At 38.0% G+C, this 13,905-nt stretch carries 11 protein-coding genes, 3 tRNA genes, 2 rRNA genes and 1 riboswitch; of the genes, 13 read left to right on the plus strand and 3 right to left on the minus strand.

The features are described from left to right. The 4 genes from AAA923_RS00005 to AAA923_RS00020 form a co-directional block, all read left to right on the plus strand. Positions 1-94, plus strand: a 23S ribosomal RNA gene (locus AAA923_RS00005); the annotation flags it as partial. Between the two features lie 85 nt (positions 95-179). After that, positions 180-296: ribosomal RNA gene (rrf, locus tag AAA923_RS00010) — 5S ribosomal RNA — on the plus strand. A 9-nt stretch (positions 297-305) separates the two neighbouring features. Further along, a tRNA-Asn gene (locus AAA923_RS00015) sits at positions 306-378 on the plus strand. Between the two features lie 14 nt (positions 379-392). Further along, positions 393-483, plus strand: a tRNA-Ser gene (locus AAA923_RS00020). A gap of 78 nt (positions 484-561) precedes the next feature. On the opposite strand, the gene AAA923_RS00025 is transcribed toward AAA923_RS00020, so the two are convergent. Then, complete coding sequence (locus tag AAA923_RS00025; RefSeq protein WP_338213758.1) at positions 562-1,029, minus strand: VOC family protein; 468 nt, start codon at positions 1,027-1,029, stop codon at positions 562-564. Between the two features lie 182 nt (positions 1,030-1,211). Here AAA923_RS00025 and AAA923_RS00030 point away from each other — a divergent pair. Further along, positions 1,212-1,285, plus strand: a tRNA-Arg gene (locus tag AAA923_RS00030). A gap of 87 nt (positions 1,286-1,372) precedes the next feature. Here AAA923_RS00030 and dapF read toward each other — a convergent pair. Continuing rightward, positions 1,373-2,338 carry a diaminopimelate epimerase gene (dapF, locus tag AAA923_RS00035; protein ID WP_338213760.1) on the minus strand — a complete coding sequence of 322 codons (966 nt, stop codon included), beginning with the start codon at positions 2,336-2,338 and terminating at the stop codon, positions 1,373-1,375. Between the two features lie 16 nt (positions 2,339-2,354). After that, the gene (locus AAA923_RS00040) at positions 2,355-3,713 is read right to left on the minus strand and encodes an aspartate kinase (RefSeq protein WP_338213763.1); all 1,359 of its coding nucleotides are present in this window, start codon (positions 3,711-3,713) and stop codon (positions 2,355-2,357) included. Positions 3,714-3,858: 145 nt separating this feature from the next. Continuing rightward, positions 3,859-4,040, plus strand: a riboswitch (Lysine riboswitch). Positions 4,041-4,116: 76 nt separating this feature from the next. Between AAA923_RS00040 and lysA the strand changes: the two genes are divergently transcribed. From lysA to AAA923_RS00080, 8 genes are all read left to right on the plus strand, one after another. Next, a complete protein-coding gene (gene lysA / locus AAA923_RS00045; RefSeq protein WP_338213765.1) occupies positions 4,117-5,400 on the plus strand; it encodes a diaminopimelate decarboxylase in 1,284 nt (427 codons plus the stop codon). Between the two features lie 15 nt (positions 5,401-5,415). Further along, a complete protein-coding gene (gene dapD, locus AAA923_RS00050; RefSeq protein WP_338213767.1) occupies positions 5,416-6,120 on the plus strand; it encodes a 2,3,4,5-tetrahydropyridine-2,6-dicarboxylate N-acetyltransferase in 705 nt (234 codons plus the stop codon). A 2-nt stretch (positions 6,121-6,122) separates the two neighbouring features. Continuing rightward, entirely contained in the window at positions 6,123-7,280 is a 1,158-nt protein-coding gene (locus AAA923_RS00055; protein ID WP_338213769.1) for an N-acetyldiaminopimelate deacetylase, read from the plus strand. Next, the gene (gene dapA / locus AAA923_RS00060; RefSeq protein WP_338213771.1) at positions 7,280-8,149 is read left to right on the plus strand and encodes a 4-hydroxy-tetrahydrodipicolinate synthase; all 870 of its coding nucleotides are present in this window, start codon (positions 7,280-7,282) and stop codon (positions 8,147-8,149) included. The genes AAA923_RS00055 and dapA overlap by 1 nt, the downstream gene beginning before the upstream one ends. 11 nt (positions 8,150-8,160) lie before the next feature. Further along, complete coding sequence (dapB, locus tag AAA923_RS00065; RefSeq protein WP_338213773.1) at positions 8,161-8,934, plus strand: 4-hydroxy-tetrahydrodipicolinate reductase; 774 nt, start codon at positions 8,161-8,163, stop codon at positions 8,932-8,934. 638 nt (positions 8,935-9,572) lie between these two features. Then, positions 9,573-10,757 (plus strand): aminotransferase class I/II-fold pyridoxal phosphate-dependent enzyme, encoded by a 1,185-nt coding sequence (locus AAA923_RS00070; protein WP_338213775.1) that lies wholly within the window; start codon positions 9,573-9,575, stop codon positions 10,755-10,757. A 24-nt stretch (positions 10,758-10,781) separates the two neighbouring features. Further along, entirely contained in the window at positions 10,782-11,849 is a 1,068-nt protein-coding gene (locus AAA923_RS00075) for an aspartate-semialdehyde dehydrogenase (RefSeq protein WP_338213777.1), read from the plus strand. Positions 11,850-12,456: 607 nt separating this feature from the next. Continuing rightward, positions 12,457-13,791: a hypothetical protein gene (locus tag AAA923_RS00080; protein WP_338213779.1), complete on the plus strand. Its 1,335-nt coding sequence runs from the start codon at positions 12,457-12,459 to the stop codon at positions 13,789-13,791. Positions 13,792-13,905: the final 114 nt, after the last annotated feature.

Below are 13,905 nucleotides of genomic sequence, written 5' to 3' on the forward strand. Positions count from 1 at the left end.
AGATCCGTTAGAGATTATGACGTAGATAGGCTGCGGGTGGAAGTGTAGCGATACATGGAGCTGAGCAGTACTAATAGATCGAGGACTTAATCGAGTAAGAGTTTACAGCAGTTCGAAGTGATTCAAAGATTTAATTCATTGTTCTTAATATCTAGTTTTCAGGGTACGAGCGAAAATAGTGTGGTGGCGATAGTGAGAAGGATACACCTGTTCCCATGCCGAACACAGAAGTTAAGCTTCTCCGCGCCGAAAGTAGTTGGTGGGAAACTACCCGCGAGGATAGGGAGCTGCCACGCTGTTATTATTCCGGTTTAGCTCAGTTGGTAGAGCACCTGACTGTTAATCAGGTTGTCGTCAGTTCGAGTCTGACAACCGGAGTTTTTTTTTATCTTGGAGAGTTGTCCGAGTGGTTGAAGGAGCATGATTGGAAATCATGTATACGAGTATTGACTTGTATCAGGGGTTCGAACCCCCTACTCTCCGTAAACTCTAATTCAAAAGGGTAATATAACACTTAAAAAAGGATTCATATCATTCGATATGAATCCTTTTTTGTTACGATTAATCATTTTTATGATCTTGTGATTGTGACCATGGAGATGTGTGCAACATCCAATTGATACCATATTTATCAGTGAAACCACCCATTTTGCCACCCCAGAATTGTTCTTCAAAGGGCATAGTGATTTCAACTTGACCAGATTCTTCGAGATGTTTGTAAAAATCGTCAGCAGCTTTAACACTTTCGGAATCTTCATTATTGATATCTAACATTAATGAGATTTGACCACTTGGTTCAGCATTACCGCTGAAGGCATCAGAACATTCAATTTTCATACCGAGAATAGTAAAACCAGCATGCATAGTTAAATCCTCTAGGTTCACATCTTCAGGAATACCAAATTGCTTAGCTTGTTCAAGTTGTGGACTAATACGATAGACTTCAGTCGCTCCAAAGACATCTTGATAGTACTCTATAGCTTCCTTAGCACTATTAAATGCTAGGTAAGGGTAGATTTGTGATTGCATCGGAATCATCTCCAGATTTGATTTTATGATCAAATTGTACCAGTTATAGTGTTAGATATATATAATTTTACTCAGAAACTATGAATTAAATTTGATCTAAAAATTGTTGTTAAAAAATAAAAAAAGTCGTATACAAATTTACAATATGTATGCTATAATTATTTTTGTTGAGTTATTGACATGCGCCTATAGCGCAATTGGATAGAGTGTCTGACTACGAATCAGAAGGTTGTAGGTTCGACTCCTACTAGGCGCACTAATTTGAAAGACTTATGAGTTTATCTCATAGGTCTTTTTTTTTATGCAAAAAATAGGCATCATCTAAATGATGTCTATTATGAAGTTACTGCGAAATACTTTCTACGAATGCTTGGTAATCTTTCTCTTCACCAGTTTCAGCAACGTCGATGTCATTGAGATTGTTGTTGTGAAGGTTGAATTCACTGACTTCAAGTGTATGAGTGAATGTAGCATTACCAATCAATCTTAATTTGCTGTTTTCCTTAACTGGATTCAAAGTAATCTTAGTTTTAACCATGCCACCAGGATTATAAACGCTGATTTCTTTATCAGGGTCGAATTTATCTGGGTGCAACATCGCAAAGGCAAGGCTGGTAGCTGACATACCGGTACCACAGGCATTGGTAAAGCCAACTCCACGTTCGTATGTCTGGACAAATATTTTATTAGTGTCGAGAATCTGACTGAAACTGACATTAACACCTTCAGGGAAGTATTCGTTCTTGCCATTAAGTTTCTGACCTAGGTCGCCTAATTCTAATTGACTGACTTCAGGTACAAAGCTGATTAGATGAGGATTAGGTACCGCTATAGCGGTAAAACTTTGGTCTGGTAGAAATTCAGGTACCATCATATCGATCATTTCATCATTTTGCTTATAAGAGAAAGGTAGATCGGTTTTTTGAAAAGAGATTGGTGAGATTTCAACACTGAATGCTGGAACGCCGTTATAAAGATCTGGAGCCTTTTCTACATCAAGGTCTGATTCCATTGTTTCAATTTTAAAATTATCTAGCTGATATTTCTCAGATAGGTAACGACTGACTGTTCTCAAGCCATTGCCACACATCTTAGCTTCACTACCATCGGCATTGATAACACGCATCTTGCCAAGGCAGTTTTCACTTGTATCAATGACTAGTAATCCGTCAGCTCCACCGAGAACATTGTCACAGAAGTTAATTGCGACAGCTTTTAATTCATCATCATTCAAAGGTGTTTCGAGTAGAGTTTGATCTAAGATAAAAAACTTATTTTCTGAACCATGTACTTTGAGTAATTTTACCAAATTGTTCACCTCATTATTAATCGAAGAATGTCTTATAAATTTGTTTAACTGCATCGTCAGCATCCGACTCTTGAATTCCAATCATGATGGAAATGCGTGATGCACCTTGGTTGATCATGTGAATAGCAATATTATTGTTAGTCAATGAATCAATGATTTGACCGAGTGTATTGACGTTATGAGCGATACCTTCACCAACTACCATAATAATTGCATAATCGTCGATCCATTCCAAATAATCAGGCTGGAGGACTTCTTTAACATCGTGGCAAAGGTGTTTAATAGTTGTTTTATCAAGCTTAGTTCGGTCAAAAATAACGGTTAGGTCATCAATTCCGGAAGGCATGTGTTCATAAGAAATATTATATTTATAAAAGATTTTCAGTAGTTTTAGGGTAAAGCCGACTTCTTTATTCAACAAGTAGCGATGAATGTACAAGGCCGAGAATCGTTTAGAACAAGCAATTCCTGTAATTTGATTAGAAGGATTGAAAAGAAATTGTTCTGGAACGATTAGAGTTCCCTCGGCACTAGGATTGTTAGTATTTTTGACGTTAACAGGAACTTGGCCTTTAATAGCGGGAATAATAGCTTCATCTTGAAAGACTGAGAAACCAGCATATGAAAGTTCGCGCATTTCACGATATGACATCTTCTTGATTGCTTGTGGATGCTTGACTACGTGATTGTTGGCGACGTAAATAGCATCGACGTCAGTAAAGTTCTCGTATAAGTCAGCATGCAATCCGCGACTCAATAGTGCACCAGTGATATCGGAACCACCACGAGAAAAGGTATAAATATTACCATCTTGGCTGTAACCAAAGAATCCTGGGAAAACGGCTTTGGTATCATCAGGTAATTCGAGTTTATCCAAATTAAGATAAGTTTCTGGTGAAATATCAGCGTCGTTTGGTTGACCATGAACGATAATACCAGCATCTTTTGGATCAACAAAAATTGATTTGATACCTTTAGCATTTAGGACTTCATTTAGAAGAATAGCATTGAGAAATTCTCCATGAGCTTTAAAAGCTGCCATTAGATATTCATCATCAACGAACTTAGTAGTAGCAAGATTAACTAATTTTTCTTTTAGAAGTTTGATAACTGAATCATCAAGTTTAAAATAGTCGCTTATTTCACGGTATCTTGAGATAATCTCTTTGACAATATTAGTATGATCCACATTTTCTATAACTGCGGTAGCGTACTCAATTAATAAATCAGTAACTTTGGTATCACCAGAAAAACGTTTTCCAGGAGCGGAAGTAACAATAACTTTCCTTTCAAAATCATCATTTACGATATTGATGACCTTCTCAAACTGTTCTCCGGTGGCGAGGGAACTACCCCCAAACTTGACGACCTTCATACAATACACCTCTAAAATTAAATTGTTTTTAATGATGAGTGTATCATTTTTCGTTGTTATGACAAGAAAAAATTACTTTTTATTTATAAAAATGAGAAATTTACTAATATTACTTGACGAATTATGAGCACTGTTATAATCTTATACCAACAAAAGAGGTCGCAATTGACATTAGTAAATGAGGGAGCTTCTGTAAAAGCTGTGAACTTATTGAAAGGGAAGATTGCCGAAGCACTAAATTTTACAGAATTTAGCAAGCTGGGGCGTATTAATAAGAGAATACGAACTGTCGTGGCTATTGGTAGGTCACGTTGAGCTTATGACAAAATTGATGCAGATTATTGATGGGTCTCTTTGTTATTAAGCAAAGAGGCTTTTTTATTTGGTAAAAGGAGAAAATATTATGATTACAGATGATTTAACGAGCAAGAATGGACATTTAATGATAGGCGGAGTCGACAGTGTTGATTTAGCCAAGAAATATGGCACTCCACTATATGTATTCGATGTTTCCCAGATCCGTAGCCAAATAAGAAAATTCAAATCAGCTTTTGAAGATGCTGGTTTGAAGTATCAAGTCAGTTATGCCAGTAAGGCATTTGCAGTCAAAGCAATTTATCAAGTTATGAAACAAGAAGATGTTCATATCGATGTTGTTTCTGGTGGCGAGTTACATACCGCATTGGCAGCCGGTTTTCCTAGTGAAAAAATCAGTTTTCACGGTAACAACAAGTCATTTGACGAATTAGTCATGGCCGTTCAAAATCATGTCGGTGTAATTATGTTAGATAATTTCCACGAAATTGAAATGTTATCACGTATTTTAAAAACAGACGACGAAAAAATTAACGTTATGTTGCGATTGACCCCTGGAATTTCAGCTCACACTCACAAGTATGATCAAACCGGTCAAACTGATAGCAAATTTGGATTCGATGTTGAATCTGGACAAGCTAAAGAGGCCATGAAACAGGTTTTGGATGATCCTAATATGAATCTTTTAGGAATTCATGCTCATATCGGTTCACAAATCTTTGGAACACAAGGTTTTGTCATGTTAGCTCAAAAGATGATTGCCATTTCCAAGGATTTTCAAAAGGAATTCAATTATTGGCCTGAAGTAATCAATCTTGGTGGTGGTTTTGGAATTAGTTATAACGAAGATGATGATCCAATTACTGCTAATGAATTTATCAAACAAATTGCCGATGAGTTGAAACAGAATTGCGACAATGTTCCGGAAATTTGGATAGAACCTGGTCGTTCAATTGTTGGACCTGCTGGTTATACGCTTTATGAAATCGGTTCTCGTAAGGATATTCCTAATTTGACACCTTATGTTTCCGTTGATGGTGGTATGGGCGACAACATTCGTCCAGCATTGTATCAAGCTAAATATGAAGCAGTCGTTGCTAACAAGATGGGTGAACCAATTGTTGAAACAGCTCACATTGCTGGTAAGTATTGCGAATCAGGCGACATCATGATTGACCAACAACCACTTCCAAAAACAGCACCTGGCGATATCTTAGCTGTACTTGATACTGGTGCTTATGGATATTCGATGGCAATGAATTATAACCGCAATCCTAGACCGGCAGTTGTCTTTGTTGAAAATGGTCAGGACAAATTGGTTGTTAAACGTGAAACTTATCAAGATTTAACTAGTTTAGACTTGGATTATTAATTGGAGGAAATTTTAATGACAAAAATGGATGCACAAGAAATTATCAATTATATAGGAAACTCAAAGAAATCTACGCCCGTAAAAGTTTACTTACAAGGGGATGTTTCCCACATTGAATTTCCTTCTGAAATCAAAGTTTTCAAGAGTAACGACTTAGCAATTATTATCGGTGACTTCAAAGTGATCGAACCAATTTTGAAAGCTAATTCATTAACTGATTATTATGTTGAAGCAAATGGTCAAAATACTGGCGTACCAATGTTAGATACTAAGCACATCAATGCTCGAATCGAACCAGGTGCCATTATTCGTGACCGTGTTGAAATTGGTGATAACGCCGTTATAATGATGGGTGCTGTAATCAATATTGGTGCTGAAATTGGTGCTAAGACAATGATTGATATGGGTGCCGTACTTGGTGGTCGTGCTATCGTTGGTGAAAATTCACATATCGGTGCTAATGCCGTTTTGGCCGGAGTAGTTGAACCTGCTTCAGCTCAACCAGTTCGGATCGGAAATAACGTAATCGTGGGTGCCAACGCCGTTGTCCTTGAAGGTGTTCAAGTTGGCGATGATGCTGTTGTCGGTGCCGGAGCTATTGTTACTAAAGATGTGGCTGCCGGAACTGTTGTTGCCGGAGTTCCTGCTAAAATTCTTAAAGTTAAAGATCAGAAAACGACTGATAAAACTCAAATTGAGAGTACTTTAAGGAAGTTGTAATTATGACATTATCAAGTGAACAATTGATTCAGATCAGACGACATTTACATTCCATTCCGGAATTAGCAATGCACGAGGTTAAGACACATGCTTATGTGTTGCAAGTGATTCAATCATTTTCTCAGACTAATTTGGAAATTAAAGAGCTACCAGAATTACCAACTGCTCTGTTGGTGTTAGTCAAGGGTTCGAACCCACAAAGAAATATCGGTTATCGTTGCGACATGGATGCATTACCTGTGACAGAAATACATGAATCAAGTTATAAATCAACTAATCCTGGGGTGATGCATGCCTGTGGTCACGATTTGCATACGACTGTGGCGTTGGGAATTTTGAATTATTTTAGTGAACATCAACCTAAAGACAATTTAGTATTCTTCTTTCAACCAGCCGAGGAAAGTGAAAGTGGCGGCAAGGTTGCCTATGATTTAGGAGCTTTCAGTGGTGATTTTCATGTTGATGAATTTTATGGCTTGCACGATAATCCACTTTTGAAAACTGGTGTGATTGGTTGTCGCATGGGTACATTATTTGCTGGTACGACCGAGGTTAATATCACGATTCATGGTAAGAGCGGTCATGCGGCGTATCCACATTTAGCTAATGATGCGATTGTGATTGCAGCTAATTTTATTAATCAAGTTCAGACAGTGATTTCACGTAGTATTGATCCAATTAAATGTGGTGTGATCACGTTTGGCAAGATGGATGCTGGTGTGATTAGAAATGTCATTGCTGGCGAAGCTCGGATTGAGGGAACTATTCGTGGGTTGACACAAGAAATGATTGAATTTATTCGTCAACGCATTTCAGAGCTTGCTGAAGGGTTGGAAAAATCATTCAATTGTCAGATTGACGTTGATTATAATCAGGGCGGTTATTACCCCGTGGAAAACAATCCTAAATTGACTAAAAGATTTATTAACTATATGAAAGAAAATAAAAATGTTAGTTTTGAAGAAACTGAACCAAAGATGACTGGTGAAGATTTTGGTTACTTAATCAATAAGATTCCCGGAACGATGTTTTGGCTAGGCGTCGAAAGTAAAGGTGCTCTCCATTCAGCAGATTTTCTACCGAATGAAGCAGCAATTCAAAAAGGTATTGAGGCGATGGTTGGTTTCTTAGGCTATCGGATGAATTTGGAGGAAGAGTAATGGATGACGAAATTGATTTAATGACAGCAATCATTACACCATTTGATGATAATGATCAGATTGATTATGCAGCGTTGGAGAAGTTGACTGAACACTTGTTGGCAACTGGTTCAAAAGGATTTGTAATCGGTGGAACAACTGGTGAAACACCAACTTTAACTGAAACTGAGAAGTTGGATCTGTATCAAAATTTCGTCAAAATCGTTAACGGACGAGCTCCAATTATTGCCGGTGCCGGTAGTAACAATACTGCGGGAACAATTGATTTTATCCACAAGTTGGCAAAAATCGATGGGATTGATATGGCTTTAGTCGTAGTGCCTTATTACAACAAACCAAATCAACGCGGGATGATTGCTCACTTTGAAACTGTTGCCGAAAATTCACCATTGCCAATTATGATTTATAACATTCCTGGTCGGACAGGAGTTTTGATGGAAAAGGAAACTGTTGTCCAACTATCGAAGAATCGCAATATTTATGGCGTTAAGCAATGTAACACGATGGAAGATTTGGAATACATCGTTGAACATACTGCTGATGATTTCGCTGTCTTTAGTGGTGAGGATTCTCAAGCTCTATTTGCTAAAGTTATCGGTGCTAATGGTGTTATCTCAGTCGCATCACATATTTATGGCGATGAAATGACTGAAATGTTCAAGTCGTTGGATGAAGGTAATTATCAAATTGCTGGTAAAATTCAACGTCAATTGACACCAAAGATGGCCGCATTGTTTATGTATCCATCACCATCACCAGTCAAAGCAGCTTTGAATCGAGCAGGTTATCAAGTTGGTAGTTGCCGTTTGCCAATCTTGCCATTAAATAAAGCAGAACAAGATAAATTATTTAAAATCTTAGATGTTTAGGGAGTTTTTTGATGATAAAAGTTATAATTTCAGGTTTCAGTGGTTCAATGGGCCAAAAAGCTATCAAAATGGTCGCTGATTCAGATGACATGGAGTTGGTTGCTGGATTTAATCCAATCGTGACTGATTTGAATCCAAAAACTTACGGTTTAGCTGAAAATGTGAAAATTTTTAATAAACTAACTGATATCGATGTTGAAGCAGATATTTGGATCGACTTTTCAATTCCGAGTGCCGTTTTCGACAATACAAAATTTGCGATTGAACATGGAATTCGCCCGGTCATTGGGACAAGTGGGATGAGTGAAGAGCAGACAGCTGAATTGAAAAAATTAGCAGATGCTAAACATCTTGGTGGAATCATTGCTTCTAATTTTGGTTTGTCAGCAGTTTTGATGATGAAGTTTGCTCAAGTAGCGGCCAAGTATTTTGAAGAATCTGAAATCGTTGAAAAACACCACGAAGACAAGCTAGATGCACCATCAGGAACAGCTTTAAACACAGCTAGATTGATTTATGAGGCACGTGGACACAATCAACCAAAACACAGCGATGATGACCCTATGGGCACAAGAGGCGGCGATTATCATGGCACAAAAATCCATGCATTGCGTCTACCAGGCTTTGTAGCTGATGAAGAAGTTATCTTTGGCGGAGTAGGTGAAACACTAACTATTTCTCAGAGTACAACCGATCGTCAGAGCTTTATGACTGGCGTTAAGTTAGCTGTTCATGAAGTTATGAAACAAGATGAATTGGTAATTGGTTTGGAACAAATTATCTAACGTGTAGTGGTAGTTTGCCGTTTCCAAAGCTGAGAGTATTCATTTGCTGCGCGGCACGGTTCGAGCCTCGGTTGAAGCCTTACCAAAAACCGGTAAGTCTCCAACACGTCCGGTGGTGTAATTGCTAAAGCAATAACGCCACTTTCGCGGCCAATGAATACTCTCAGCTCTTCCAACTAATTTATTTTTTCTATTGATGAATAATCGAGTGAATCGTTACATTGGCTGTGAATTTAAAGTAATGTCGGATAATGAGTCAGAAGAGATGTCATAGGAAATTATTGCTATATATCAGACGTAGTTAGCTGCAATAGTGGGTAATACTAGAGCAACCAAAATGAGAATAGCCGGATGATACCAGAAAATTGTACCAGCAGTGAAGGTGGCGTTATGGCTTTAGCCATTACACCACGGACGACTTTGGAGACTTGCCGAACTATGGCAAGGCTTCAAATCGAGGTCTGAGACCGAACTCTGGCTCGGACTGGTCCTCACAGCAGGTATCGATTTTCTGGTCTCATCCGGCGGTAGTGAACCCAAACATTAAGAAAAATATTAAAAAGATTACAAAAAATCTAATAATTTAGTCAGATTTGTTATATTATTAAACTACATTAATTTTTAAGGAGTGTTGAAGGATGCCAGAATTAGATTCGTCAGTAAAAAATGTAGTAAATGAAACGATTGCCCCAATGGGTAGATCAATGATCAGAGAGTTTGCGGAGAAATTTGCAAAAATCCCTGGGTTAGTAAAATTAACGCTTGGTGAACCAAACTTTAACGTTCCTGAACACGTTAAGGATGCTGCCATTGAAAGTATCAAAGAAAATGAATCTCACTACTCAGACCAAAAAGGTTTCTTGAGTTTGAGAGAAGCCATTTCTGGATACTTGGACAAGCAATTTGATCTTAAATATGATCCGGAAACAGAAATCATTGTAACAATTGGTGCTACAGAGGCAATCTTTGATTCACTTGCTGCTATCATCAATCCTGGTGACAAGGTAATCATTCCTACACCAACATTTGCTTTGTACATTCCAATCGTTAAGATTCTTGGCGGTGTACCTGTACAAGTTGATACAACCGATGATGGTTTCTGTATGACTGGTAAGCATTTGGAAGAAGTTATCCAAGCAGAAGGTCCTGATAAAGTTAAAGCTATGATGCTTAACTTCCCAGGTAACCCAACTGGATTCGTTTACTCAAAGGAACAATTACAAGAAATCGTTGATGTCGTTAAAGATAAGAATATGTTTGTTATTTCTGATGAAATCTACGCTGAATTAACTTATGGTCACAAGCACTTGTCACTAGCTAAGTTGATGCCTGGTAAGACTATTTTAATTAATGGTTTATCAAAATCACACGCTATGACGGGTTACCGTATCGGTTATATTGCCGGTCCTAAAGACTTTGTTGAAGAAGCTAACAAGATGCACGCCTTTACCGTTACAGCTCCTTCAAACCCAGCTCAATTTGCTGCCGAAGAAGCCTTGAAGAATGGGATTGATGATCCAATTGCTATGCGTAAAATTTATCAAGAACGTCGTGATTACTTAGTTGGTGAATTGAATGACATGGGTTACGAAACAATCTTGCCAGAAGGTGCATTCTACACATTCTCTAAGATTCCTGCTAAGTACAACTTGGATTCAATTGAATTCGCTAATAAATTAGCTGAAGAAGGACTTGTTGGTGTTACACCAGGAGTTGCTTTTGGTAAAGGTGGCGAAGGTCACTTCAGAATTTCATATGCTGCTTCAATGGAAGATATTCAAGAAGCTATGAAACGTTTGAGAAAGTTTACTGATAATTTATAAATAATAGTTAAGGGATGGATTTTTATGAGTGGATATACAGTAGCAATTTTAGGTGCCACAGGTGCCGTTGGAACACGTTTAATTCAACAATTGGAACAGTCAACTATTCCAGTAAGTAAAATCAAGTTGTTGGCTTCATATCGTTCTGCAGGTAAGAAACTACAATTTAAAGGTCAAGAAGTAACTGTTGAAGAAGCTAAACCAGAATCATTTGAAGGTGTCGATCTTGTATTGGCATCAGCTGGTGGGGCTGTTTCTAAGAAACTCTTGCCTGAAGCGGTTAAACGTGGTGCGGTCTGTGTCGACAATACCAGTGCTTTTAGAATGGAAGAAGATGTGCCATTGGTTGTCCCCGAAGTTAATGAAGCTGCATTGTATAACCACCATGGGATCATCGCAAATCCTAACTGTTCAACAATTCAAATGATGGTTGCATTGGAACCAATTAGAAAAGCTTTTGGTTTGAAGCAGATTATTGTTTCAACTTATCAAGCTGCTAGTGGTGCCGGTCAGAGTGCTTTGAACGAATTATACGCAGAAGCACAGGACTATTTGGATGGTAAAGACATGAAAGCCGATATTTTTCCAACGAAGGGCGATAAGGAGCACTATCCTTTAGCTTTCAACCTCTTACCACAAATTGATGTTTTGGAAGATAATCTTTATTCTCATGAAGAGTGGAAAATGATTCATGAAACAAAGAAGATTATGTTAGGTGATATGAATTCACCTGAAATCAAAGTCACAGCTACTTGTGTCAGAGTTCCTGTTCCAATTAGTCACGGTGAGTCAGTTTATATTGAAGTTGCCGATAAGTCAGCTACAACTGAAAAGATTCAACAACTTATCAGAGAAGCACCAGGTGCAGTATTGCAGGATGATCCAGAACATCAAGTTTATCCACAACCAATCAATGCGGTTGGCAGTCGTGATACATTTGTTGGACGGATCCGTCCCGATTTAGAGAACGAAGGAGCCTTCAATATGTGGGTTGTTTCCGATAATCTATTAAAAGGTGCCGCTTGGAATACCGTTCAGATTGCTGAAAGATTAGTTGCTGACGATTTGGTTTCAGTACCAGCTGCTGAATAATGATCCGTCTCCAGAGCTGAGAGTATTTACCTGCTATGCGGACCGATTCGAGCCGAAGTGCGGTCTAGAATCTCGGTTCGGAGACTTTTCATAAATCGGAAAGTCTCCGAACACGCCCGGTGGTGTAAGAGCTAAAGCTCTAACGCCACACCCACAGCGGGTAAATATTCTCAGCTCTTCCGACTAAGTTAAAATTTTGAATGTATAAAAATACTCATTCTTTAATTGAATGGGTATTTTTGTATTTTAAGTTAATATTCATAAATATAATTTTCAGTTGGAATATTGTATTAAATGAAGAAATTAGTCGGAGGTCGTCAGTAATATAGTCCAGCAATGGAAGTGGCGTTATGGCTTTGGCCATTACACCACAGGACGACTTTGGAGACTTGCTGGGTTTGGCAAGGCTTCAAATCGAGGGTCGAGACCGTACTCTGGCTCGAGCCGGTCCCATAGCAGGACTATATTACTGACGACCGGAGACGGCATATAAATAAAAGCAAGCAATAATTAAAGATATGGAACATAGAAATTGCCCTGTGTTCCATATTTTTTTGACTATTTCTGTTAAAATGTTCAAAGACATTTAATTTCAGGTGAGAAAATAATGAAGCGAATAATGAGTATATTTAACGAAGGTGTGTTGGACCTTTTGGCCAACGCTGGAGTCGCGATACCGTATTTTTTCTGTTTGACGTTATATAACCAAAATAAGAGTGTTTTTGCGTATGCCTTACCATTCCTAATGCTTTATACTTTTAGAGCGTTAGGGATGTTATTGACGACGTTTATCACGCTACCAGCATCAACTATGTTAGCTATGTCCAGTTTGTTTGGGGTGATGGGTTCACTCTTCATCCTCGGTGCCGCTAATCCTGTTATGGGAATTATCGGTGGTGTCTTGTTGGGACTAGCATCGAGTTGGATCTGGCCATACTATTTAACCGTTCGTTCACGAGGACAGATGGATAAAGAGTTCAAGTTCAATCGCATGCATCTATTGTCGGTTGTCTTGACCTTAGTTATTTTGTTGGTCGTACAATTGATTGCTACAAAGACAAAATTCTTGAATCTATCATTCTTATTATTAGCGGTGCTATTCTTTGCCGCAATGGTCGGTGGAATGCAGATAACACATCGTTTGACGTTCTATCAAGGGATGGAGAAGAAACCCAAGTTTCACGTTAATTCGCTATTTAGCTTGATTGTTCTGGCCAGTTTGGTCATGTTGGTCTTTATTATTCGCTACACGAGACTCAAAGCAGTTTCGAATTCTTTTGATTTGATCATCAGTATCGCTGCCATCGTTTTGTTCTTTTTCTTAGCCTATTACCAAATTGATATTCATAAAAAACTTTTCCCATTGAGCATGTCTGCGGTAAACCGTGGGGTAGTTATGAATTACGTAATGCTCTATGCCATATTTGACAGTACGATTCGTTTTGGATTTAACAGTTTGATGCTCATTTATGCAATTTATTTAATTGGTTTCCAGATGGGGCCGTTACTTAATAAAAACCATCGTGGCATCCGTTATCCATTACTGCTAGTTGGACTGGTCTTGTCATTGTTTAATCTGACATACTTTGCTGGATTGTTCTTCTGTTCAGTCTTTGTCGGGGCAGATAACCGTATTCTAAATGATGAGTTATATTCAAATACCAATATCGACAATGAACGTGCTTTCTTGATCAAGTATCAACTTTCAAGTGTCGGTAACGTTTCACAACAATTGGTATACATGACAACAATTTATTTTGTCAGTTACTTTGCTAAAATTAATGCATTGGGATTTTTCAATAATAATATTAATGATGGTCCTACGATTAGTGTTCTATATAATGTACATATTTTTATTACTGCCGTCGTTTTTGTTTATGCAGCAATTACATTTTATTTTGTTCGTAAGAGAGAACAAAAATCGACCACTACAACGCTATAAGTTAAAAAACTTCTGAAATTTTTGAGCATGAACGAATGTTTGCATATCAAGATTGTTCGCAAACATAACGACGATTTGTGAAATCGTTAGAGTGATGTTTTTGCTGAAATCGAA

The organism is Companilactobacillus muriivasis (assembly GCF_036246245.1).
GTDB classification, from domain to species: Bacteria; Bacillota; Bacilli; order Lactobacillales; family Lactobacillaceae; genus Companilactobacillus; species Companilactobacillus muriivasis.

Bases quoted from the DNA above. Each gene is read 5' to 3' on its own strand.
- AAA923_RS00025 (WP_338213758.1), bottom strand. From the start codon at position 1,029: ATGCAATCACAAATCTACCCTTACCTAGCATTTAATAGTGCTAAGGAA.
- AAA923_RS00040 (WP_338213763.1), bottom strand. From the start codon at position 3,713: ATGAAGGTCGTCAAGTTTGGGGGTAGTTCCCTCGCCACCGGAGAACAG.
- lysA (WP_338213765.1), top strand. From the start codon at position 4,117: ATGATTACAGATGATTTAACGAGCAAGAATGGACATTTAATGATAGGC.
- dapD (WP_338213767.1), top strand. From the start codon at position 5,416: ATGACAAAAATGGATGCACAAGAAATTATCAATTATATAGGAAACTCA.
- AAA923_RS00055 (WP_338213769.1), top strand. From the start codon at position 6,123: ATGACATTATCAAGTGAACAATTGATTCAGATCAGACGACATTTACAT.
- dapA (WP_338213771.1), top strand. From the start codon at position 7,280: ATGGATGACGAAATTGATTTAATGACAGCAATCATTACACCATTTGAT.
- dapB (WP_338213773.1), top strand. From the start codon at position 8,161: ATGATAAAAGTTATAATTTCAGGTTTCAGTGGTTCAATGGGCCAAAAA.
- AAA923_RS00070 (WP_338213775.1), top strand. From the start codon at position 9,573: ATGCCAGAATTAGATTCGTCAGTAAAAAATGTAGTAAATGAAACGATT.
- AAA923_RS00075 (WP_338213777.1), top strand. From the start codon at position 10,782: ATGAGTGGATATACAGTAGCAATTTTAGGTGCCACAGGTGCCGTTGGA.
- AAA923_RS00080 (WP_338213779.1), top strand. From the start codon at position 12,457: ATGAAGCGAATAATGAGTATATTTAACGAAGGTGTGTTGGACCTTTTG.